At 60.4% G+C, this 23,810-nt stretch carries 20 protein-coding genes; 10 read left to right on the plus strand and 10 right to left on the minus strand.

The window, feature by feature from the left end:
• Positions 1-124 precede the first annotated feature (124 nt).
• The 3 genes from cgtA to rplU all read right to left on the minus strand — a co-directional run bounded on the left by cgtA (position 125) and on the right by rplU (position 2,146).
• Complete coding sequence (gene cgtA / locus ACKLNA_RS23900; RefSeq protein WP_085712195.1) at positions 125-1,348, minus strand: Obg family GTPase CgtA; 1,224 nt, start codon at positions 1,346-1,348, stop codon at positions 125-127.
• Positions 1,349-1,541: 193 nt separating this feature from the next.
• A complete protein-coding gene (gene rpmA / locus ACKLNA_RS23905) occupies positions 1,542-1,799 on the minus strand; it encodes a 50S ribosomal protein L27 (RefSeq protein ID WP_003228360.1) in 258 nt (85 codons plus the stop codon).
• Between the two features lie 35 nt (positions 1,800-1,834).
• A complete protein-coding gene (rplU, locus tag ACKLNA_RS23910; RefSeq protein WP_003228361.1) occupies positions 1,835-2,146 on the minus strand; it encodes a 50S ribosomal protein L21 in 312 nt (103 codons plus the stop codon).
• A 241-nt stretch (positions 2,147-2,387) separates the two neighbouring features.
• On the opposite strand from rplU, the gene ACKLNA_RS23915 reads away from it, so the two are divergent.
• From ACKLNA_RS23915 to ACKLNA_RS23925, 3 genes are all read left to right on the plus strand, one after another.
• Positions 2,388-3,356 (plus strand): polyprenyl synthetase family protein, encoded by a 969-nt coding sequence (locus ACKLNA_RS23915; protein ID WP_085712196.1) that lies wholly within the window; start codon positions 2,388-2,390, stop codon positions 3,354-3,356.
• Positions 3,357-3,481: 125 nt separating this feature from the next.
• Entirely contained in the window at positions 3,482-3,823 is a 342-nt protein-coding gene (locus tag ACKLNA_RS23920) for a zinc ribbon domain-containing protein YjdM (protein ID WP_007950963.1), read from the plus strand.
• Positions 3,824-4,030: 207 nt separating this feature from the next.
• The gene (locus ACKLNA_RS23925) at positions 4,031-4,288 is read left to right on the plus strand and encodes a hypothetical protein (protein WP_085712197.1); all 258 of its coding nucleotides are present in this window, start codon (positions 4,031-4,033) and stop codon (positions 4,286-4,288) included.
• A gap of 49 nt (positions 4,289-4,337) precedes the next feature.
• On the opposite strand, the gene ACKLNA_RS23930 is transcribed toward ACKLNA_RS23925, so the two are convergent.
• The 3 genes from ACKLNA_RS23930 to ACKLNA_RS23940 all read right to left on the minus strand — a co-directional run bounded on the left by ACKLNA_RS23930 (position 4,338) and on the right by ACKLNA_RS23940 (position 6,011).
• Positions 4,338-4,955 carry an FKBP-type peptidyl-prolyl cis-trans isomerase gene (locus ACKLNA_RS23930; RefSeq protein WP_085712198.1) on the minus strand — a complete coding sequence of 206 codons (618 nt, stop codon included), beginning with the start codon at positions 4,953-4,955 and terminating at the stop codon, positions 4,338-4,340.
• A gap of 126 nt (positions 4,956-5,081) precedes the next feature.
• Positions 5,082-5,387, minus strand: a complete 306-nt coding sequence (locus tag ACKLNA_RS23935; protein WP_114885633.1) for a DUF6482 family protein — start codon at positions 5,385-5,387, stop codon at positions 5,082-5,084.
• Positions 5,388-5,522: 135 nt separating this feature from the next.
• Entirely contained in the window at positions 5,523-6,011 is a 489-nt protein-coding gene (locus ACKLNA_RS23940; protein ID WP_065257512.1) for a TIGR00645 family protein, read from the minus strand.
• Positions 6,012-6,173: 162 nt separating this feature from the next.
• On the opposite strand from ACKLNA_RS23940, the gene ACKLNA_RS23945 reads away from it, so the two are divergent.
• The gene (locus ACKLNA_RS23945) at positions 6,174-8,006 is read left to right on the plus strand and encodes a hypothetical protein (RefSeq protein ID WP_408987295.1); all 1,833 of its coding nucleotides are present in this window, start codon (positions 6,174-6,176) and stop codon (positions 8,004-8,006) included.
• A 6-nt stretch (positions 8,007-8,012) separates the two neighbouring features.
• Here ACKLNA_RS23945 and ACKLNA_RS23950 read toward each other — a convergent pair whose 3' ends face one another.
• Complete coding sequence (locus ACKLNA_RS23950) at positions 8,013-8,342, minus strand: hypothetical protein (protein WP_085712201.1); 330 nt, start codon at positions 8,340-8,342, stop codon at positions 8,013-8,015.
• A gap of 244 nt (positions 8,343-8,586) precedes the next feature.
• Positions 8,587-11,025 (minus strand): Lon protease family protein, encoded by a 2,439-nt coding sequence (locus ACKLNA_RS23955; protein ID WP_119430135.1) that lies wholly within the window; start codon positions 11,023-11,025, stop codon positions 8,587-8,589.
• 322 nt (positions 11,026-11,347) lie between these two features.
• On the opposite strand from ACKLNA_RS23955, the gene ACKLNA_RS23960 reads away from it, so the two are divergent.
• The 4 genes from ACKLNA_RS23960 (at position 11,348) to ACKLNA_RS23975 (ending at position 14,790) form a co-directional block, all read left to right on the plus strand.
• The gene (locus ACKLNA_RS23960) at positions 11,348-11,836 is read left to right on the plus strand and encodes a DUF3015 domain-containing protein (RefSeq protein WP_007950971.1); all 489 of its coding nucleotides are present in this window, start codon (positions 11,348-11,350) and stop codon (positions 11,834-11,836) included.
• A 94-nt stretch (positions 11,837-11,930) separates the two neighbouring features.
• Positions 11,931-13,784 (plus strand): DUF4105 domain-containing protein, encoded by a 1,854-nt coding sequence (locus ACKLNA_RS23965; protein WP_408987296.1) that lies wholly within the window; start codon positions 11,931-11,933, stop codon positions 13,782-13,784.
• 84 nt (positions 13,785-13,868) lie between these two features.
• Complete coding sequence (locus tag ACKLNA_RS23970) at positions 13,869-14,225, plus strand: hypothetical protein (protein WP_085712204.1); 357 nt, start codon at positions 13,869-13,871, stop codon at positions 14,223-14,225.
• A 70-nt stretch (positions 14,226-14,295) separates the two neighbouring features.
• Positions 14,296-14,790 carry a GreA/GreB family elongation factor gene (locus ACKLNA_RS23975; protein ID WP_408987297.1) on the plus strand — a complete coding sequence of 165 codons (495 nt, stop codon included), beginning with the start codon at positions 14,296-14,298 and terminating at the stop codon, positions 14,788-14,790.
• Positions 14,791-14,800: 10 nt separating this feature from the next.
• On the opposite strand, the gene gdhA is transcribed toward ACKLNA_RS23975, so the two are convergent.
• Complete coding sequence (gene gdhA, locus ACKLNA_RS23980) at positions 14,801-16,138, minus strand: NADP-specific glutamate dehydrogenase (protein WP_305835577.1); 1,338 nt, start codon at positions 16,136-16,138, stop codon at positions 14,801-14,803.
• Between the two features lie 194 nt (positions 16,139-16,332).
• Entirely contained in the window at positions 16,333-17,997 is a 1,665-nt protein-coding gene (gene ettA / locus ACKLNA_RS23985; protein ID WP_007950976.1) for an energy-dependent translational throttle protein EttA, read from the minus strand.
• Positions 17,998-18,273: 276 nt separating this feature from the next.
• On the opposite strand from ettA, the gene morA reads away from it, so the two are divergent.
• The gene (gene morA, locus ACKLNA_RS23990; protein WP_248743711.1) at positions 18,274-22,122 is read left to right on the plus strand and encodes a cyclic di-GMP receptor MorA; all 3,849 of its coding nucleotides are present in this window, start codon (positions 18,274-18,276) and stop codon (positions 22,120-22,122) included.
• A 239-nt stretch (positions 22,123-22,361) separates the two neighbouring features.
• A complete protein-coding gene (gene glyA / locus ACKLNA_RS23995) occupies positions 22,362-23,615 on the plus strand; it encodes a serine hydroxymethyltransferase (RefSeq protein WP_085655048.1) in 1,254 nt (417 codons plus the stop codon).
• Positions 23,616-23,810: the final 195 nt, after the last annotated feature.

Genomic DNA, 23,810 nt, shown 5'->3' on the forward strand with positions numbered 1-23,810 from the left:
AGCTTGAGGACAGCGCGACCCAGCGCTGCCCGTGACGTTATTCGTGATTACTCGTGACCAACAATCGATTTCCAGATACCAAAACGCCGCTCGATTGAGCGGCGCTTAAGTTTACTTCAACGAATCAGTCACGCACGTAAATGATTTCCGGACCGTCTTCGTCATCCACATCTTCTTCGTCCCAGTCATCGTCGCCGATGTCGTGGACCGACTTCACGCCGCTGCGACGCAGGGCACGCTTGTCATCCAGAGCCTGCAACTGGGCACGGGCTTCGTCTTCGATGCGCTGATCGAGATCGGCCAGCTCTTCCTTGTAGGCCGGGTCATTGGCCAGGCGATCGGCACGATCTTCCAGGTAACGCATGATGTCGCGGGTCAGGCGCTCGGTGCCTTCTTTGGCAATGGCCGAGATCACGTAGACCGGACCTTCCCACTGCAGACGCTCAACGATTTCCTTGACGCGCTCTTCGTGCTCTTCCTCAAGGATCTGGTCGCACTTGTTCAGCACCAGCCAGCGATCACGTTCCGCCAGGGACGGGCTGAACTTGATCAGCTCGTTGACGATCACTTCAGCAGCGTCCGGCGCACTGCTTTCGTCCAGCGGCGCCATGTCCACGAGGTGCAGCAGCAGACGGGTACGCGCCAGGTGCTTGAGGAAACGGATACCGAGACCCGCACCGTCGGAAGCACCTTCGATCAGACCCGGGATGTCGGCGATGACGAAGCTTTTCCAGCGGTCGACACTGACCACACCCAGGTTTGGCACCAGGGTAGTGAACGGGTAATCGGCGACTTTCGGCTTGGCGGCCGAAACGGAACGGATAAAGGTACTTTTACCGGCGTTCGGCAGACCCAGCAGACCGACGTCAGCCAGAACCTTCATTTCCAGTTTCAGATCACGCTGCTCACCCGGCTTGCCCGGCGTCGTCTGACGCGGCGCACGGTTGGTACTGGATTTGAAACGGGTGTTGCCCAGACCATGCCAGCCGCCCTGCACCACCATCAGTTTCTGACCGGACTTGGTCAGGTCGCCGATGACTTCCTGGGTAGCAGAGTCAATGATCGTGGTGCCAACCGGCACGCGCAGAACCAGGTCTTCACCCTTCTTGCCGGTGCAGTCGGTGCTGCCACCGTTGGAGCCACGCTCGGCATCGAAGTGCCGGGTGTAGCGGTAGTCCACCAGGGTGTTCAGGTTTTCGTCGGCCATCATGAAGATGGAACCGCCGTCGCCGCCGTCACCACCGTTCGGACCGCCGTTTTCAATGAATTTTTCCCGACGGAAACTCATGCAGCCATTGCCGCCGTCGCCAGCCTTTACGCGGATCGATACTTCATCAACAAACTTCATAACCAACGCCTCTCGCCGTACGGACGAGCCGAAAAACAATCAAGACATAAGACTCTTGCAAAAATGAGCGCAGCGACCCCAATCCACGACCTGCATCGCACGCCGGCAGCCCATACAAACAGCTTTGCAAGAGACTCACCCCACAAACGAAAAAGCCCCGTCGCAAGACAGGGCTTCTCCAGCACTCTCGCAGTTAGGCTGCGACAACGCTCACGTAACGACGACCGAAGGCGCCTTTTACTTCAAACTTGATCACGCCTTCGATTTTCGCGAAGAGGGTGTGATCTTTACCCATGCCAACGCCGTAGCCAGCGTGGAATTGGGTGCCGCGCTGACGCACGATGATGTTGCCGGCCTTGATGACCTGGCCGCCATACATCTTCACGCCAAGGCGTTTGGCTTCTGAGTCGCGACCGTTACGGGTACTACCACCAGCTTTTTTGTGTGCCATGAGTTCAATTCTCCTAGTGAGGAATTAGGCTGTAATTAAGCCTGAATACCGGTGATTTTGATCTCGGTGAACCACTGGCGGTGGCCCATACGCTTCATGTGGTGCTTACGGCGACGGAACTTGATGATGCGGACTTTATCGTGACGACCTTGGGAGATCACTTCAGCCTTGACGGTTGCGCCAGCAACAACAGGTGCGCCGATGTTCACGTCGTCGCCATTGGCGACCAACAGAACGCGGTCAAAAGTCACGGATTCGCCAGTAGCGACTTCCAGTTTTTCGATCTTCAGGTATTCACCTTCAGCGACCTTGTATTGCTTACCGCCGGTAACGATTACTGCGTACATGGTATTTCTCCGATAATCCTGCTCACCCAGCTCTTTATAAGAAGAGGTATTGGCTGGCATGGCTGCATGGGGCTGGAACGGCCCAAGTGCAATTGCGTAAGGCAGGTGCTGCCCAGGAAGTTCAGGGTGCGCGATTGTACGCAAGCTACAAGAGTCATGCAAGGGGCCGTCCATCGCGCCTTGACAGGCCCGGACGTGGGTCCTAGCATGCCGCGCAACCCTTCTGGAGCACCTGTCGCTGATGCAACCCCAAGCTTTCTACCGCGCGGTGGCGGACGATTTTAGCGCCGTCGACGGCATCATCAAGAAGCAGCTGACTTCCCGAGTGCCGCTGGTATCGAAAATCGGCGATTACATCACGTCGGCCGGCGGTAAACGCCTGCGTCCTTTATTAGTGCTGCTGTGCGGCAAGGCCCTCGGTCGCGAAGGCGACGACTTGCGCCTGCTGGCCGCCACCATCGAATTCCTGCACACCGCCACCCTGCTGCATGACGACGTGGTCGACATGTCCGGCATGCGCCGTGGCCGCTCGACCGCCAACGCCATGTGGGGCAACGCCCCGAGCGTGCTGGTCGGCGACTTCCTGTACTCGCGCTCGTTCGAAATGATGGTCGAACTGGGTTCGATGCCGGTGATGAAGATCCTTTCCCAGGCCACGCGCATCATCGCCGAAGGCGAAGTGCTGCAGCTGTCCAAGGTCCGTGACGCCAGCACCACCGAAGAAACCTACATGGAAGTCATCCGCGGCAAGACCGCGATGCTTTTCGAGGCCTCGACCCATAGCGCCGCAGCGCTGGCCGGTGCTACCGCCGAGCAGAGCGAAGCCCTGCGTACCTTCGGCGATCACCTCGGCGTGGCATTCCAACTGGTCGACGACCTGCTCGACTACAAGGGCGACGCCGAAACCCTGGGCAAGAACGTCGGTGACGATCTGGCTGAAGGCAAGCCGACCCTGCCGTTGATCTACACCATGCGCGAAGGCACGCCAGAGCAGGCCGCACTGGTACGCCAGGCGATCCAGAAAGGCGGGATCGAAGACCTGGAAAGCATCCGCATTGCCGTGGAAGCGTCCGGCTCGCTGGAATACACCGCGCAACTGGCTCGCGACTACGTGGCCCGTGCGATCAAGTGCCTCGAAGCGCTGCCGGCCAGCGAATACCGCGATGCGCTGGTTGAACTGAGCGAGTTCGCGGTCGCCCGCACGCACTGATCAACATCGCACAATCAAGAAGCCGCAGCCTCTCTCGGAGCCTGCGGTTTTTTGTTGCCTGCCATCCACGGTTAAAACCCTATACAATGTGCGACTTTTAGCGATCCCCTCTCCAAGGAGCCTTAGTGAGCACGTTGCCACCCTGCCCGAAATGCAATTCCGAATACACCTACGAAGACGGCACCCAACTGGTGTGCCCGGAGTGCGCCCACGAGTGGTCTGCCGGCGGCGAAGCCGAAGTGGCGTCCGATGATGCCGTGAAGAAAGATTCGGTCGGCAACGTCCTGCAGGACGGCGACACCATCACCGTGATCAAGGACCTGAAGGTCAAGGGCACCTCGCTGGTGGTCAAGGTCGGCACCAAGGTGAAGAACATCCGCCTGTGCGACGGCGACCACGACATCGACTGCAAGATCGACGGCATCGGCCCGATGAAGCTCAAATCCGAGTTCGTCAGAAAAGTCTGAGTCTGCTGCCATCCATCCCGCGCCCGCCGTGGGATGGAGCTTCGCCCTCCCCCGCTATCCCCAGCAAAACCACGCAGTAGCCAAACGCCAGCCGTTTTGACCTTACGCAATCTTTACCCATAAAAAATCGCGAACCGCCAATAGGCGCTTGCTATTTGACTAATAAGAATTATTCTCATTGAAACCCTTTCAATGGAGATGAGAACCATGACTTATTTGATCGACGCCTGGCTGGATCGCCCGCACCCGTACCTCAGGATCCTGCATCGGGAAACCGGTGAAGTCTGCGCGGTACTGGAAGAAGAAGCCCTGCATGAATTGCAGGATCAAGGGGATCTGGACGTCAGCGGCCTGAGTTCCAGCGAACCGATGGTGCTCAAGGAGCTGGTACGCAATCTGTTCCTGTTCTGCTATGCCCGGGCGTTGCGCCCGACCAGTGAGCTGCATCACAAGATCGAAGTATGAGAACGGCGGAGAAACCCTGCACAAGCCACGCTTGTGCAGGGTAACGGGATTACAGAACGTCGAGCAGCTCGACGTCGAACACCAGAACGCTGTGCGGCGGGATGCTGCCAACGCCTTGAGCGCCGTAAGCCAGTTCGCTCGGCACGTACAGACGCCATTTGCTGCCGGCATTCATCAGTTGCAGGGCTTCGGTCCAGCCGGCGATCACGCCGCCAACCGGGAATTCTGCAGGCTGGCCGCGCTCGTAGGAGCTGTCGAACACAGTGCCGTCGATCAGTGTACCGTGGTAGTGAGTACGCACGTTGTCTTCACGGGATGGCTTGGCGCCTTCGCCCTGAGTCAGCACTTCGAATTGCAGACCGGAAGCCAGGGTGGTGATGCCGTCTTTCTTGGCGTTTTCAGCCAGGAACGCACGACCTTCGCCAGCGGCGGCTTCAGCCTTGGCAGCGGCTTCGGCTTGCATGATCTCGCGGATCACTTTGAAGCTGGCGGACAGCTCTTCCTGACCCACACGGCTTGGCTTGCCGGCGAATGCGTCGGTCAGACCGGCCAGGATGGCGTCCAGGCTGACACCCGGTGGCGGGTTGTCGCGCAGCTGGTCACCCAGCTGACGGCCGATACCGTAGCTGACGCGGGTTTCGTCGGTGGACAGATTTACTTCGGACATGACACTGCTCCGCTGTGCGGACGGCCTCAGGACATGCCGTGCGTGCACAGCGCGTCCCGGCGCGCCCGGAACCAAAAGGGCGAGCAGACTAGCACAGATGTTCCGCCATTGATCAGGCCCTCGGGCCTACAGTGCCGAGCGCCAGGCCAGCGGGACTTTCAGGCTTTCTTCCGCACTGGCACCAAGTCCGCACATTTCGTCGTGTACCGAGGTGTGGACCAGGTTGAACGGCAGCACCGGAAAGTTGTGCAGGACATCCCGGGCATGCTCCACCGAACGCAGCATCAGCATCTTGCCCTGGGGATCGCTCAACGGGTACGCCGCGCCGTGCATCCGCGCCTCGAGCAGGTAGATTCCGCCCTCCATGGAGATCAGGTTCAGCTCATCGACCTTCCTGGCGATGGCAAACGCATTCAACTCTTGCAGGTTCATGAACGCACCTCACGCTGTGGCGAGCCGGGACGCCTACAGGGATATGCCTCGGCGCACCAAAGCACAAGCCACAAACGACACCGCCCGTCTGTTTCGCAACAGACGGGCGGTTTTGTTACAGCTTTCGACAACTCATCAGTGCTTGGTGAGCTTGTCCAGGTAACCCATGGCAAACGCCGAGACCACGAAGGTCATGTGGATAATCACGTACCACATCAGATGCTGGGGATCGACGTTCTTGGCGTCCATGAAGATCCGCAGCAGGTGGATCGAAGAAATCGCCACGATCGACGCCGCCACTTTCATCTTCAGCGACGAGGAGTCCATGGTGCCCAGCCAGCTGAGTTTCTCTTTGCCTTCGTCGATGTTCAGCTCGGACACGAAGTTCTCGTAGCCGGAAATCATCACCATCACCAGCAAGCCGCCGACCAGCGCCATGTCGATCAGCGACAGCAGCACCAGAATCAGCTCGGACTCGGCCATGGAGAACACGTTGGGAATGACATGAAACACTTCCTGGAAGAATTTCAATGCCAGCGCCAGCAGCCCGAGGGACAGCCCGATGTAGATCGGCGCCAGCAGCCAGCGCGTGGCGTACATTGCATTTTCGATAAAGCGTTCCATTGACTCTCACACAAGGGGGGTTGTAATCGGCGGCGAGTATACCAGCCCCCCATGACAGCCAGAAACCGCCCGAAAATCCGCCACCTGCGTGTGTGTGTCAAAGTTTTTCTGCTAGTGTCCAAACCATTGACAGCCCAGCGACAGTGGACAGGACGACTGGAAATGGATGTGCGATTGCCGTTAATGACTGCCGGAATTTGCCTCGCCTTATCGGTCGGAGGCTGCTCACCCGGTGAAGAAAAAAAACACCCGCTCAGCCTCGAACAGAAGACCGCGCAGTTCGAACAGTCGCTGGACGCCATTACCGACCCCAAGCTCAAGGATGCCGTGACCGAACTCGGCGGCTCGCTACTGCTGCTGGAGCGCGCGCAGCAACGTCTCGACAACAAACCGCCAAGGACCGAATACGGTGAAGACGCCCTCGGCGTCCTCAAGCATTACCCGACGCCTCAAGCGCTGGTCGACACCTTCATCAACGGTCTGTTCGTGCTGCACAAGGACGCCAGCTCCGACTATCTGACCGACCTGCAGCCGGTGTTCCCCTTCAACCTCAACATTCCGGGCGGGTTCCTCTTCCCCCATGGCGTGGAATGGCAATCGGTAACCCTGAGCAACAAACGGGTCATCGCCTACCAGCCGGAATGGTCGGAAACCGATCCGGGCATCCAGCTGAGCCCGTCCAGCTCCAACGTCACCAACCCCGATGACCTGACCGTGACCTACCCGTTCATCGAAGGTCTGGACGTCGACAAGAAAACCCGGCCGCGTCCCGTAAGCCTTCAAGGTCAGGTGGAAGTCATCGCCCCGAAACGCCTGCACAGTTTCGATCTGGGCCAAAAAGATGTCGGCCAGACCCGGACCGAAGCCAATCTCAGCGTGAAATTGCTGAAGCTGGAAAAGAACTACGCCGAAGTCGAATTCAGCAACAGCCTGCCGCTTGCCCCGGAAGTCGCCAGCACGCCGCTCAATCCGCTGATTGTCCAGGCCCGCGATACGACCGGGCAATATCTGGTGCGCGCCGGCGCCATCAACGAGAGCCCCGAGCAGGTCGGCTTTTACCAGAAGCAACTGGCGCACCTGCAACAGCAAAAGGCCTGGAGCGAGGATCTCGAGAAACAGCTGAACGACGACCAGCGCACCTTCGAACAGCAGCATACGCGCCGCTACAACAAGGTTTACTTCAACGGCCCGATCGACACCCTTGAAGTCAGCGTGCTGGACTTCTCCGAGGCGACCGTCACCCGCAAGCCACTGGACCTGCCGATCCGCGAATTCGATTCGCACACCACGGCGAAAACCGTGCAGCCGCTGGATCTGGCGATCACCGTCTACGACGACCAGGCCCCCAACTGGCTCAAGGGTGCGTCATTGACCGAGGACGACCTGAAGAAAAGCATCCATATCCGCCAGTCAGTGGAAGAACCCAGCGCCGCGCGCATCGAGTTCGATCACCGCAAGACCTTCAATGACGAACTGCTGGGCGACGACCTGGCTCCCGGCGAAAGCCCGGTGACGTTCTTCACCGAAAGACACAACGGCAAACTCGACGAGCCGATCGAACTGCCGGCCGAGGCGTATCAGGTGGATCCGCTGCAAGCGACCATCACGTATGACTTGAACCTGTTTCCGGAAACCCCGGCAGTGGCCGTCGGTTCGATGCCCCTGTTCCTCGCCACCGTGGCGAAGCAGTCCTACGAAGCCAGGGCTTTGCCCAAAGGCCTGGAAATCAGGAACAACGAACTGGTGGTGGACCTGAAACTGTTTCCGGCCAGCGAATGGCGATTCTTCGTCAAGGACGACAGCGGCAACTACCTGAAGCAGATCCTTTCGGTCAGCCACGACGCGGGCGCAGAAGGCCCGGCGTTGTTCGGCGTGCACTATTTCTACGGCCGCCCGACGCAGGTGGAAACCTATCAGCGAACCGACCTCGCCACCGTGCAGTACGGCTTTGAGGTCAAGCTCGAGAAGGCGCAGACCCAGGGCGCTGCGCCTTGATCGGTGCTAATGATCGAAAACGCCGAGATTGCGTCCGCGCCCACCGTTGATCTGCCGCAGCTGGGCTTGCAGGTGCAAGGACCAGATCTGCGGATCATTGGCCAGTTCGTAGCCGTGCATCGTCAGGCTTTCGACGATGGTATCGAGGATCGATTCGGCGGCGACCGGCCCGTGGAACGGGCCCTGGGCCTTGATGGCGGAAGGTTGTTCACCGGCCATGCCGGCGGCGAAGAGTAAAGTCCACATGCCGGTATCGCCGGCCAACGGCTTGATGGCGCATTCGATTCGGGTCACGAGACCCAGGCACTGACGGGTGAGGCAGAGGTTGCGCGACATGGCGGCGACCCTCGGTAAAGCCGGTGTTCAGCCCTTGCTGAAGGACTGTTTCGATCCCGTGATACTGTCGATGTCCTTGAGCTGAGAATAGAAGAAAAGTCCGCCGCGCCAACCGTGCAGAACCAGAAGGCGCCGAATGGTCATTGTGTGGATATTGACGCCAGAGTGATGGCACTTTTGCCGACGTTCGCGACAAAACAAAATGGGAGCACAAGGCTCCCATTTGTCTGACGATGGCCCAGGCTTACGCCGGCTTGGCCTCGGCCAGTGCCTCCTGCGCCAGTTCCTTCTCGGCTTCTTTCAGGTCTTCTTCGCTGATCATTTCGGCAATCACTCGCAGACGTTCCACTACGCGCGCGTTGACGCTGCCTTCCGGGAACTCGCCCTCCTCGTTCGGCTCACCGGCAGGCTCGCCCACCAGCAGGCTCAGCGCTTCATCCGCCTGACGCACCGCGTAAACGTGGAACTGCCCGGCACGCACCGCCGCCAGCACTTTCTCGTCGAGCATCAGCGTGGCGACGTTGGCGTGCGGAATGATTGCGCCCTGCTCGCCGGTCAGCCCGCGCGCTTCACAGAGGCGGAAGAAGCCTTCGATCTTCTCGTTGACCCCGCCCACCGCCTGCACTTCACCGAACTGGTTGATGGAACCGGTGATCGCGAAGCACTGCTTGAGCGGGGTTTTCGACAAGGCCGAAATCAGCGTGCAGGCCTCGCCCAGCGACGCACTGTCACCATCGACATAACCGTAGGATTGCTCCAGAGCGATGCTCGCGGAAATCGCCAGCGGGAATTCCTGGGCGTAACGGCTGCCCAGATACCCGGTGAGAATCATCACGCCCTTGGAGTGAATCGGCTGGCCGAGGTTGACCTCGCGCTCGATGTCGACGATACCGCTGCCGCCCGGGTACACCGTGGCGGAAATCCGCGCCGGCACACCGAACGCCGAATCGCCCACTTCCAGCACCGTCAGGCCGTTGCACTTGCCGACCGCCGCGCCGTCGGTGTCGATCAGGATGATCCCCGCCAGCATGTCGTCGAGAATCCGCGCCGATACACGTCCGGTACGGGTGGCCTTGGCTTTCAGAGCGCGCTCGATGTGGCCGGCGTCGGTCATTTCATCGTTGGCCAGGTGGCGGATGAAATCCGCCTCGCTGACCAACTGGAACAGATCGCCGATCCGCGCCGACAAACGCCCCTGGTGCTCGGCCAGACGTGCGCTGTAAGTCGCCAGACGCGCCACCGCGTCGGCGGTCAACGGCGCCATGCCTTCTTCCGAAGTGCGGGTTTTCAGCAGCTGGGCAAACTGCTCCAGGCTTTCGTCGACCATCGGGATGTCTTCGTCGAAATCCACCAGGACGCGGAACATCTCCTGGAAGTCCGGATCGAGGTCCTGCAGCGTGTAATACAGCTGACGCGCACCGATGATGATGACTTTGACATTCAACGGAATGAACTGCGGGTTGAGCGTCACGGTCGCGAAACGGCCCATCTCGCCCAGTGGCGATTCCATTTTCAGCTTGCGCGATTGCAGGGCGCGCTTGAGCGCATCCCATACGAATGGCTCGCCGAGCATCTTTTCCGCTTCGAGGATCAGGAAACCACCGTTGGCGCGGTGCAGCGCACCCGGGCGCAACTGGCGATACGTGGTGTAGAGCGCGCCCTGATCGGTGGTGTATTCGATTCGGCCGAACAGGTTTTCATAGGTCGGATGCGGCTCGAACACTACCGGCGCACCGCCGCTGGCCGGATGGCCGACCACCAGGCTCGGCGCGTATTGTTCTTCCAGCAGCTTGCGTGCAACGGCGTCGGTCTTGCTGTCGTCCACCAGTTGCTCGACCACGGTTTTCAGCAGATAGACCTGCACCGCTTGCAGATAACCGCAAACCGCGGCGTTTTCCGCGTACTTCTCCGACAGCGGTGCGAGCAAAGGCTGCAACGCCAGAGTAATGGTTTCTTCGTTGAGCTGACGCAACTGGTTGCTCGACTCGCGCTTCCACTGCGGCAGGCTGGCGAGTTCTTCGTTCAGGCGTTCTTCGAGGCCGGAAATGTCCTCGTGGAAACGCTCGCGCTCGGACTCCGGCAACTGGGCGAATTCAGCCTCGTCCAGCGCCTTGCCTTCGAGCATCGGGGTGAACGCGATGTTGCTGCTGTCGCGGTACAGGGCGACGTCTTTTTCCAGGGCCAGACGCTCGATGACGTCCAGTGCCTTGTCATAGCGCTGGTTGAAGGCGCGGTCGATGGCGCTCTTCTTTTGCTGGTAGGACGGGTGTTCGAACACCGCGGGAAATGTCGACAGCAGGTTGTCGATCAAGCCGTTGATGTCACCGATGAACGCCGCGGCGCTGCCCGATGGCAGTTCCAGGGCGCGGGGTTCGCGCGGCTCGTCGAAATTATTGACATAGACCCAGTCCGCCGGGGTCTGCAGGCGCTTGCCTTCGGCCTTCAGGTAGCGTTTGACGAACGAGAAACGGCCGGTGCCGGGCTCGCCCATGACGAATACGTTGTAACCGGGGCGTGGCATGGCCACACCGAACTGCAAGGCTTCGACCGCACGTTCCTGGCCAAGCACACCGCGAAAGGGCTCCAGATCATTGGTGGTAGTGAAGCTGAACTGTTCAGCGGAAAACGGACGGGTCAGCGCTTCGGGCGCTAGACGCAAGCTGGCAGCAACAGGATCAGGCATCGGGCTTCCTTAACAATCAGGCGGGGCAGATAGCGGCATTCTGGCGCTGCCCGTGCCCCACTGGCAAGGCGCGCCACACGACAAAGCATAGACAACCGGCCAACCCCGCGGCCGGCCCCGCAAAACCGGGCCGGATCACGAATATGCTGCAAAAAATCACGGAACCACGGGAACCTGCCTAAACTCCAAAATGCGCGGCTGGAACTAATACCGGCCCACTGGCGCCAGAAGGTCTGTACGAAAACTCGCCAAGTGGCGTTTTGATGTAGAGAGCGGGGCCAGAACCCTGTCCATTGGTACGCACATAAAAGAGAACAAAGCTATGAAACGGATTCTTCTCGGTACTCTCTTCACCGCTGTATCCATCAACGCCATGGCTCAGGCGCCAGGCGGTCCGGATTGCGGCTGGGGCAACATGCTGTTCGAAGGTCAGCGTGGCACCCCGGCTCACTTCCTGGCATCCACCACCAACGGCACCTCGGGCAACGCCACGTTCGGCATGACGTCCGGCACCAACGGTTGCTCCACCAACGCCTCGCTGACCTACGGCGGCAAATCCTGGTTTGCCATGAATGGCATGATGAACGAGCTGTCCGAAGACATGGCAAAAGGCAACGGCGAAGCGCTGACGACCTATGCCGTGGTACTGGGCGTTGCGCCGGAAGACCGTGCGCACTTCGCCGCCGTCACTCACGAGCACTTCCAGCAGATCTTCAGCAAGGCTGACGTGACCGCCGAAGACGTGCATACCAACACCCTGGCCGTGCTGAAAGCAGACCCTCGTCTGGCCAAGTACGCGACTCAGGCTTAAGCTCGACCCCACCCGCTTCTTTCGGGAAGCGGGTTTTGTTTTTTCGGCCCGCCCTCCCTGGGTCTTTTGTTTCTTTCGACTTAAGTTGCCACCTATGCTCAAACGCCTTGCCTGGCTGGCGCTGTGTGTCTGCGCCCCGCTGTCCGCCGCGCCCCACATCGACCCTCAACGTTTGCAGCAACTGGCCAACGACCGCTTCTGGATTTCCCTCGGCCATTACGAGACCGCCAAGCTCGGCGGCTGGCGCAGCTACGTCAGCGACAAAAAGTTCTTCCTCGCCGCCGACGGCAACGAACACCCCGACCATGAACTGGCGGCCACGGTCCAGGCGCTGTACGCCCCAGCCAGTCTTGGTGAGCAACACGCCCAATGCGTCTACCCGGCCCGCACCCGCTGGCTGAAAGATCAGCTCAACCTGACCGACCTGCCGACGCCGGACTGCGCCGAATTCAAGAAATGGTTCAAGGATGTTTCGCCCCACAGTGCGGTGATGATTTTTCCGGCGGCCTATCTCAACAGCCCGTCGTCGATGTTCGGCCACACCCTGCTGCGCATCGATCAAGCCGATGTGCAGAGCGACAAGACCTCGCTGCTCAGCTACGCGATCAACTTCGGCGCCTACATAGAAGGCTCGGACAACAGCATCCTGTATGCCTGGAAAGGCCTGATGGGCGGTTATCCGGGGCTGTTCGCTCTGGTGCCGTATCAGGAAAAACTCTCGGAATACCGCAGCCTGGAAAACCGCGATTTGTGGGAATACCGGCTCAACCTGACACAAGCCGAAACCGCACGCATGGTCGAGCATGTGTGGGAGCTCAAGCAGATTCAGTTCGACTATTTCTTCTTCGACGAAAACTGCTCCTATCGCCTGCTCGAACTGTTGCAGGTCGCGCGTCCGAGCCTGCGTCTGACCGAACAATTCCCGCTGACCGCGATTCCCACCGACACCGTCAAAGCGGTGAAAGAAGCCGGACTGGTCGAGCACATCGAATACCGCCCGTCCCGCGAGCGTGAATTGCTCAGCCGCGCCGAGCCACTGACCGGCGAGGAACAGGACTGGGTGCTGAAAGTCAGCGCCGACCAGCAGCAATTGCAGGACCCGGCCTTCAAGGCCCTGCCCCGGGACCGGCAAGCACTGATCGTCGACGCGGCGTATCGACTGGAACGCTACCGCGCCAACGGCCAGGAGCGCGATCCGCAGCGAGCGCAGCGCAGTTTCGAATTGCTGCGGGCGATCAACAAGAACCCGGCGCCGGAGCTGCAAATCCCGCAACCGGGGCTTCCTGAGGACGGCCACGAGTCCCGCACCTGGCAGGCCGGTCTCGGCACCCGTGGCGACCGCGCATTCGGCGAGTACGGCTTGCGCATGGCCTATCACGACCTAAACGACAACGCCGAAAGTTTCCCCCTCGGCGCGCAGATCGAAATCCTGCAGATGAAACTTCGCCAGTACGAAGGCAATCACTGGCAGTTCCAGCAACTGGATCTGGCGACCATCCGCTCACTGACGCCACGCAATGCGCTGCTGCACCCGTTGTCGTGGCAAGTCACCGGCGGTCTGGAGCGGGTGCCGGGCAAGCATGATGACGAAACGCTGGTCAGCCATGTCAACGGTGGCGGCGGTGGAACCTGGGCGCTGGGAGATGATGTACTGGGATTTGCCCTCGGCACCGTGCGCGTTGAACACAACAATGATTTCGCCGAATTCGTTTCCCCCGCAGGTGGTTTCAATACCGGCGTGTTGTGGAAAAACCCATTGGGCAATCTCAGCGTGGAGGCCAAGGGCGATTACTTCTTCAACGGCGAAGTGCGCCGCAGCCTGAGCCTGAATCAACAGTGGGAATTGTCCCGCAACCTGGGTTTGCGCCTGAGTGCCCAGCGTGAATTCAGCCATCTGGCAACACCGGAAACCGAGGTGATGCTGGAAGTGAAGTGGTATCACTACTGAGGTTTTGATCTTCCTTTCACACCCCGTCGACGAATCCGCTTCTAGACTTTCCCTGTAAGCCGGAGAACGGCGCGGGAGAGTCAGATGTGGCGGTGTGCGGGTTTGCTGGGTGTGTTGCTGTTGCTGGGTGGCTGTCAAAGCACCCACGAAGATCTGATCGCCAAGGGTTATCCACCGGCGTTCGCCGACGGTTTCGATGACGGTTGCATCAGCGGTCGTCAGGCGGCCGGTTCGATCAGCGGCGAGTTTCGCAAGAACGTGCCGCGCTATCTCAAGGATCCGCAATACGCCGAGGGCTGGAGCGACGGTTTCCGCCAGTGTCAGGCGATGCTGGAAAACAAGGATCGCGAGGAGTATCGCAACGAACACTGGGACGAGCGCGAGCGGGCCTGGCAGCAACAGAAAGATCAGGGCGCCGCGCGGGCTTATCGTTCGCAGTAGGTCGTTTCCAGACATCCGGCGAAACCTTTAGCCTGCGACCATGGCCCAACGGTTGTCACAGGAGGTCACCATGAGCCGTGCTTTCGTCAACGAAGACAACGCCGCTGCGCAAGCCGATCAGCCGGTCGAACGGCAGGTCAGCACGCAGCCCAATTACGTCACGCCGCAGGGGCTTGCCCAGTTGCAGGCGAAAGTCGCCGAGCTGCAGACGCTGCACGCCGAACAGACGGCCATGGGCGAACAGGCTGACAAACAGCGGCTGGCCGATCTCGAACGGGATTTGCGCTATTTCAATCAGCGGGTCGGCAGCGCTCAGGTTGCGCCAGCCCCGACTTCCAACGAAAAGGTGCAGATCGGCAGTTGGGTCACCTACGCCGACGAACACAACACCGAGCGCCGGGTGCAATTGGTCGGCGAAGACCAGGCCGATGCCGCCAACAGCCTGATCAACTGGGCGTCACCATTGGGCCGCGCGCTGCTTGGCGCGCGACTCAACGACGAAGTGCTGTGGCAGCGTCCGGCCGGCAATCAACTGATTGAAGTGATCCGCATCGATCGCTCTTGAACCACAGTGCTTAAACCACGCCCTGCGCCAGCATCGCGTCGGCGACTTTGACGAAACCGGCGATGTTCGCGCCTTTGACGTAGTTGATCCGGCCGTTTTCCTCACCGTAATGCACACAGGCGTGGTGGATCGACTGCATGATCCCGTGCAGCTTGCTGTCCACCTCACCCGCCGTCCACAGCAGACGCATGGCGTTCTGCGACATTTCCAGACCGCTGACCGCCACGCCGCCGGCATTCGATGCCTTGCCCGGCGCGAACAGAATGCCCGCCTCGATAAAGATATCCACAGCCTCGAGGGTGGTCGGCATGTTCGCGCCCTCGGCCACACAGATGCAGCCGTTGCGCAGCAGGGTGCGGGCAGCTTCGGCGTCGAGTTCGTTTTGGGTGGCGCATGGCAGTGCGATATCGCACGGCAACGACCATGGCAATTGACCGGCGCGGAACTCCAGGCCGAACGCGGCCGCCAACTCGCTGATCCGCCCACGCTTGACGTTTTTCAGCTCCAGCAGCGCCAGCCACTGCTCTTCACTCAGGCCGGCCTCGCAATACAGCGTGCCTTCGGAATCGGACAGGGAAATCACCTTGCCGCCCAGGTCCATCACTTTGCGGGCCGCGTATTGCGCGACGTTGCCGGATCCGGAAATCGCCACGCGCTTGCCTTCGACGGTCTGCTCGCGGCGCTTGAGCATTTCCTCGGCGAAATACACGCAGCCGAAACCGGTGGCTTCCGGGCGGATCAGGCTGCCGCCGTAGGTCATGCCCTTGCCGGTCAGCACGCTGGTGAACTGGTTGCTCAGGCGCTTGTATTGGCCGAACAGGAAACCGATCTCCCGTGCACCAACACCGATATCACCTGCCGGCACGTCAACGTCGGCGCCGATGTGGCGGTACAGCTCACTCATGAACGCCTGGCAGAAACGCATGACTTCAGCGTCGCTCTTGCCCTTCGGATCGAAGTCCGAACCACCCTTGCCGCCGCCCATGGGCAGCGAGGTCAGGGAGTTCTTGAAGGTCTGCTCGAAGGCGAGGAATTTCAGCACGCCCAGATTCACCGAAGGATGGAAACGCAAGCCGCCCTTGTACGGGCCGATGGCGCTGTTCATCTGGATGCGAAAGCCGCGATTGACCTGCACCTTGCCCTGATCGTCGACCCACGACACCCGGAACACCACCGCCCGCTCCGGCTCGCAGATGCGCTCCAGAATGCCCGAGGTCAGATAGTGCGGATTGGCTTCGAGAAACGGCCACAGGCTGCGCAGGACTTCTTCGACGGCCTGGTGGAATTCGGGTTGATCCGGATCGCGTTTTTTCAGACGGGCGAGGAAGGATTCGACGGATTCGATCATGGGAAAAGTCTCGGCAAATTTGTTGTCGTTGGAAGAGATTGAGCCGGACTGTAACAAACGATCTGTACACAGCAACAGACAAAAATGTCGCATTTATGAAAACAAATAGTACACACGCTATAAATCACGGCGGATTGCAGGCAAAAAAAAAGCGGAGCCCGAAGGCTCCGCTCTTTCATGCAACCAACCTGAAATCAGGCCAGTTTCTTGTGGCGTACCCGGTGTGGCTGGGCCGCTGCTTCGCCGAGGCGCTTTTTGCGATCGGCTTCGTACTCGGTGTAGTTGCCTTCGAAGAACACCGCCTGCGAGTCGTCTTCGTACGCCAGGATGTGCGTCGCGACGCGGTCAAGGAACCACCGGTCGTGAGAGATCACAATGGCGGCGCCCGGGAAGTCCAGCAGGGCTTCTTCCAGGGAACGCAGGGTTTCAACGTCGAGGTCGTTGGACGGTTCGTCGAGCAGCAGGACGTTGCCGCCCTCCTTCAGGGTCAGCGCCAGGTGCAGACGACCGCGTTCACCACCGGACAGGTCCTTGACGAACTTCTGCTGATCGCCGCCCTTGAAGTTGAAGCGACCGACGTAGGTACGCGACGGGATCTCGTAGTTGCCGATGCGGATCTGATCGGAACCGTCGGAGATCTGCTGGAACACAGTCTTGCTGCCGTCCAGGTCTTCGCGGCTCTGGTCCACACAGGCCAGTTGCACGGTTTCGCCGATCTCGATGCTGCCGGAGTCCGGGGTTTCCTTGCCCATCAGCATGCGGAACAGGGTCGACTTACCGGCACCGTTACCGCCGATCACGCCGACGATGGCGCCTTTCGGCATGGAGAACGACAGGTTGTCGATCAACACGCGATCGCCGTAGCCCTTGGTGACGTTCTTGAATTCGATGACCTTGTCGCCCAGGCGCGGACCGGCCGGGATGTAGATCTCGTTGGTTTCCGAACGCTTCTGGAATTCCTGCGACTGCATTTCTTCGAAGCGCTGCAGACGTGCCTTGGATTTCGACTGGCGGGCCTTGGCGCCTTTGCGCACCCACTCCAGTTCTTCTTTCATGGCTTTTTCGTGGGCCGATTGCTGCTTGGATTCCTGGGCCAGACGATCGGACTTGGCTTCCAGCCAACCCGAGTAGTTGCCCTCGTAAGGAATGCCCGCGCCGCGGTCGAGTTCCAGAATCCAGCCGGCGACGTTGTCCAGGAAGTAACGGTCGTGCGTGATCGCTACCACAGTGCCCGGGAAGTCGTGCAGGAAGTGTTCGAGCCACGCAACGGAGTCGGCGTCCAGGTGGTTGGTCGGTTCGTCGAGCAGCAGCATGTCCGGGGCGGACAGCAGCAGACGGCACAGGGCCACACGACGCTTTTCACCACCGGACAGGTGTTCGACCTTGGCGTCCCAGGCCGGCAGACGCAGCGCATCGGCGGCGACTTCCAGTTGACGCTCCAGGTTGTGACCGTCGCTGGCCTGCAGGATCGCTTCGAGCTTGGCCTGTTCGGCGGCCAGCTTGTCGAAGTCGGCGTCCGGGTCGGCGTAGGCGGCGTAGACCTCGTCCAGACGCGCTTGCGCATCCTTGATCACGCTGACCGCTTCCTCGACCACTTCACGCACGGTCTTGGTCGGATCAAGTTGCGGCTCTTGCGGCAGATAACCGATGTTCAGTTCCGGCATCGGGCGCGCTTCGCCTTCGAATTCGGTGTCGACGCCGGCCATGATTTTCAGCAGCGTGGACTTACCCGAACCGTTGAGGCCGAGTACGCCGATCTTGGCGCCCGGGAAGAAGGACAGAGAAATGTTTTTCAGGATTTCCCGCTTCGGCGGAACAACTTTGCCCAGCCGATGCATGGTGAAGACGTATTGAGCCATGGAGAACCTTGGGTCAGTGACTGATGAATGATTGGGACACAGGCAATGCCCGGCCAGACCGTGCGCGTCGTTCACTAGAAGATATCAATGCGTGCGCGCGGAAAGTCTAGGAGCTGGAACGCTCCCGCGTAACCGGCAAAGCTACCTTAATGACAGAAGGCAGTCCAGCCGAGCGGGGCTGGCACTTCGCCACAACTCAAGGCATGCTAGCCGCCCTTTGGGCGTCCGGCTTATAGTGCACGTCGCGCCAGTCCAGCCAAACCGCAGGATTACAGCTTGTCCAATGTCACTCCGCCAGCCTCTGTGAGCAGCACCCAACCGGCGCCCGGCTCGTCCCTGCGCGGAACATTGAAAGGCGCGCTGGCGACGCTGGTGCTGATGCTGCTGGCGTTGCTGTTCTGGCAACTGCTCGATCAACTGCGCGAAACCCAGAAAAACCAGCGTCAGTACACCATCGATTACACCGCCGATCTCGCCTCGCAAGTCAGCCTGAACATGTCGCTGAATGCGCAGATCGCGCTCAATCTGCTACCGATCGTCGAACAGCCGCAGTCTGCCGACGAACAGCAGGCGCTGCTGCGCAAGCTGCAGAAATCCCTGCCTGACCTGCAGAGCATGGCTTTGCTCAGCCCGTCGGGAAAAATCCTCAGCGACAGCGCCACCGACAGCAAGGACGCCGACTACCTCAGCGATCTGGTGCGCCGCAGCCACGCCCAGGCACATTATTTCAGCAACGCCGATGACGGCTCGGTGGTTCATCTGTTGCTGCATCAGGCCAGCGGCAGCACGCGCGGCTACTGGGCGCTGCGCCTGACCCCGACCTTCTTTGCCTCGCTGACCAAACAGGGCGAGACCGGCATCCGCCCGTTGTGGCTGGTGGAAAACCGCATCAATCACCAGATCATCAGCCGCGACGAAGGCCTTCCTTCCACCAAGGCCAGCACCCTGACACCCGAAGATCTGGCCAACAGCGTGCTGACCGTGCCCCTGAGCAGCAGCGACTGGCAACTGCGCGGGTTGTTCGACCGGCAACACGTACTCGAGGAACTTCTGCCGGCGTTCATCGGCAAATGCCTGCTGGGCCTGGCGCTGTCCCTGCTGCCGTTCATTGCCTTGCTGAACATGCGCCGCCGCCAGCGCCAGGTGCATGAAGGACGCCGCCGTTATCAGGACATTTTCGAAGGCACCGGTGTGGCCCTGTGCGTGCTGGATCTTTCGGGACTGAAACAGGTTTTCGAAAAGGCCCAGATCCAGACCAGCGACCAGCTCAAGGCCTGGCTCGACCAGCCGCAACAGCGTCAGCAATTGCTGCAGGAACTGCGAGTCACCGAGGTCAACCAGGTGGCGTTGCAACTGCTCAACGTCAATTCCTGCGACCACGCCTGGCAGCTGCTGATCGACGGTCACCCGCACAGTCAGTGCGCCATCGGCAATCAGGTGCTCGACGCCGTGCTCCAGCAACAAAAGCAGCTGGAACTGGAAATCAAACTGCCGGACATCAACGGCCGCGACCAGCACCTGTGGCTGGTGCTGCGCCTGCCTCATGAGCAACACGACTACAAAGCCGTGATTCTGAGCATCAACGACATCACCAGCCGCAAGCTGATCGAACTGTCGCTGCTGGAGCGCGAGGGCTTCTGGTCGGACGTGGTGCGTACCGTGCCGGATCACCTGTACGTGCAGGATGTGATCAGCCAGCGGATGATTTTCAGCAACCACCACCTGGGCCAGACCCTCGGTTACAACCGCAGCGAACTGCACCAGATGGGCGAGTATTTCTGGGAAATCCTCCTGCACCCCGAAGACGCCGACTATTACCACCGCTCGCGGCAGATGCAGCGTCACGCCGGTTACAGCCAGTTGCTGCAATGCCAGTTGCGCTTCCGTCATCGCGACGGCAAGTGGCGGCGTTTCGATATCCGCGAACAGGCGCTGGCCCGGGACAAACACGATCAGGTTACGCGGATCATCGGTGTGGCCAAGGACATCACCGAGCAGATCGAAGCCAGCGAATCCCTGCGTGACAGTGAACAACGCTACCGGATGCTCGCCGAAAGCATCAGCGACGTGATCTTCTCCACCGACAGCAAGCTGTCGCTCAACTACGTCAGCCCGTCGGTGCAAGCGGTGCTGGGCTACGACGCCGAGTGGATTTTCCAGAACGGCTGGCAGTCGACCATCGCCAACCCGCAGCAACTCAACGGTATCTATCACCTGATGGACCGGGTCAGCAAAGCCCTGGACAAGCCCGAGCAACTGGCAATCCTGCGCAGTCAGGTGCAGACCCAGATGTTCCTGTTCGACTGCCTGCGCGCCGATGGCCGCAAGATCCCGATCGAACTGCGCCTGGTACTGGTGTGGGATGAGCACGGTGCGTTCGAAGGCGTGCTCGGTGTCGGTCGCGACATCAGCCAGCAGCGCCGCGCCGAAAAAGACCTGCGCATGGCGGCCACGGTATTCGAGCATTCGACTTCGGCGATCCTGATCACCGACCCGGCCGGCTACATCGTGCAGGCCAACGAAGCGTTCAGTCGCGTCAGCGGCTACGCGGTGAGCGAAGTGCTCGACCAGTTGCCGAACATGCTCACCGTCGACGAACAGCAGGATGCGCACCTGCGCTACGTGCTCAAGCAATTGCATCAGCACAGCACCTGGGAAGGTGAGGTCTGGCTCAAGCGGCGCAACGGCGAGCACTACCCGGCGTGGGTAGGCATCACTGCGGTGCTCGATGACGAAGGCGATCTGGCCAGTTATGTGTGCTTCTTCAGCGACATCAGCGAGCGCAAGGCCAGCGAACAACGGATTCACCGCCTCGCCTACTACGACGCCCTGACCCACCTGCCGAACCGCACGCTGTTCCAGGATCGCCTGCACACCGCGCTGCAATCGGCCGACCGGCAGAAGTCGTGGGTGGTGCTGATGTTCCTCGACCTCGACCGTTTCAAACCGATCAACGACTCCCTCGGCCACGCCGCCGGCGACCGCATGCTCAAGGACATGGCCACCCGGCTGCTAGCCTGCGTCGACGATGACGACACCGTGGCGCGGATGGGCGGCGACGAATTCACGTTGCTCCTGCAACACCGTTCCAGCCGCGAAATGGCACTGAACCGTGCGATCCACGTGGCCGAGCAGATTCTTGGCAGCCTGGTGCGGCCGTTCGTACTGGAGGGTCGCGAGTTCTTCGTCACGGCCAGTATCGGCATCGCCCTGAGCCCGCAGGACGGCAACGAACTCAGTCAGTTGATGAAGAACGCCGACACCGCGATGTACCACGCCAAGGAGCGCGGCAAGAACAACTTCCAGTTCTATCAGGCCGACATGAACGCCAGTGCGCTGGAACGCCTGGAACTGGAAAGCGACCTGCGCCACGCCCTCGAGCAGAACGAATTCGTGCTGTATTACCAGCCGCAGTTCAGCGGCGACGGCAAACGCCTGACCGGCGCCGAAGCCCTGCTGCGTTGGCGTCATCCGCGTCGCGGGCTGGTGCCGCCGGGGGATTTCATTCCGGTGCTCGAAGAACTCGGACTGGTGGTGGACGTCGGCGACTGGGTCATCAGCGAGGCCTGTCGTCAGCTCAAGACCTGGCACCAGAGCCGCGTGCGCGTGCCGAAGGTCTCGGTGAACATTTCCGCCCGGCAGTTCTCCGACGGCCAGCTCGGCACGCGGATCGCTACCATTCTCAAGGAAACCGGCCTTCCGCCGGCGTGCCTGGAACTGGAACTGACCGAAAGTATCCTGATGCGCGAAGTCAGCGAAGCGATGCAGATCCTTGCCGGCCTGAAGAACCTCGGCCTGAGCATCGCGGTCGACGACTTCGGCACCGGTTACTCGTCGCTGAACTACCTCAAGCAATTCCCGATCGATGTGCTGAAGATCGACCGCACCTTCGTCGACGGCCTGCCGTCCGGCGAGCAGGACGCGCAGATTGCCCGGGCGATCATCGCCATGGCTCACAGCCTCAACCTGGCGGTAATCGCCGAAGGCGTGGAAACCCATGAACAACTGGACTTCCTGCGCGAGCACGGTTGCGACGAGGTTCAGGGTTATCTGTTCGGGCGACCGATGCCGGCCACCCGCTTCGAGGCGCAGTTCAGCAATGACGCGCTGTTCATGTTCGACTGAAAATCGGCGGGGCGGCCTTCGCGAGCAGGCTCGCTCCCACAGGGATTGATGTCGATCACGGAATCCTGCCGCCAACCCGGCTATTGTGCGAACCGGCTGGCCAGGAAAAGGCCGGCACGGACGCCACATATCTGGTCATGAACGCCACTTGTCTGCGACATGATGTCGTTTCATATGCCATCCAAAACCCGTTGGGTTAGAATGCCCCCCTTTTCTGCCCCCGATCCTTGAGGACCGCCATGTTCAGCCGTGATTTGACTATTGCCAAGTACGACGCCGATCTTTTTGCCGCCATGGAGCAAGAAGCCCAGCGCCAGGAAGAACACATCGAGCTGATCGCTTCGGAGAACTACACCAGCCCAGCGGTGATGGAAGCTCAAGGCTCGGTACTGACCAACAAATACGCCGAAGGCTACCCGGGCAAGCGCTACTACGGCGGTTGCGAGTACGTCGACGTTGTCGAGCAACTGGCCATCGACCGCGCCAAGGAACTGTTCGGCGCCGACTACGCCAACGTTCAGCCGCACGCCGGTTCCCAGGCCAATGCCGCTGTTTACCTGGCCCTGCTGTCGGCCGGTGACACCATCCTGGGCATGAGCCTGGCTCACGGCGGTCACCTGACCCACGGCGCCAGCGTTTCCTCCTCCGGCAAGCTGTACAACGCCATCCAGTACGGCATCGACGCCAACGGCCTGATCGACTACGACGAAGTCGAGCGCCTGGCTGTTGAACACAAGCCGAAAATGATCGTGGCCGGTTTCTCTGCCTACTCGCAGATCCTCGACTTCCCGCGCTTCCGCGCCATTGCCGACAAGGTTGGCGCATACCTGTTCGTCGACATGGCTCACGTGGCCGGTCTGGTCGCCGCTGGCGTCTACCCGAACCCGGTTCCTTTCGCTGACGTCGTGACCACCACCACCCACAAGACCCTGCGCGGTCCACGTGGCGGCCTGATCCTGGCTCGCGCCAACGCCGACATCGAGAAGAAGCTGAACTCTGCGGTATTCCCGGGCGCCCAGGGTGGCCCGCTGGAGCACGTGATCGCCGCCAAGGCGATCTGCTTCAAGGAAGCACTGCAGCCTGAGTTCAAGGCTTACCAGCAACAAGTGGTGAAAAACGCCCAGGCCATGGCCGGCGTGTTCATCGAGCGCGGTTTCGACGTGGTTTCCGGCGGTACTGAAAACCACCTGTTCCTGCTGTCGCTGATCAAGCAGGAAATCTCCGGTAAAGACGCCGACGCCGCTCTGGGCAAAGCGTTCATCACCGTGAACAAGAACTCCGTGCCAAACGATCCACGCTCCCCGTTCGTCACTTCCGGCCTGCGCTTCGGTACTCCGGCTGTGACCACTCGCGGCTTCAAGGAAGCAGAGTGCAAAGAGCTGGCCGGCTGGATCTGCGACATCCTGGCTGACCTGAACAACGAAGCGGTGATCGACGCCGTTCGTGAGAAAGTCAAAGCCATCTGCAAGAAACTGCCGGTATACGGCGCTTAATTGCGACGTTAAAACCGCAGCATGAAAAACCGGCCAGTGATGGCCGGTTTTTTTTCGCCCGCAAAAAAGTTTCGGACTGCGAATGGCTCAAGGTCGGGGCATTACGCCCAACTGGTCAGACCGGTCATGCCAATTCGTCATTTTTCACTTGCGATCCGTAAAAAACAGCGCCTAGACTGCACCCGCACTGGACAT

The sequence above is a fragment of the Pseudomonas sp. UV AK001 genome, from assembly GCF_046097675.1.
Taxonomy (GTDB): Bacteria; Pseudomonadota; Gammaproteobacteria; order Pseudomonadales; family Pseudomonadaceae; genus Aquipseudomonas; species Aquipseudomonas kribbensis.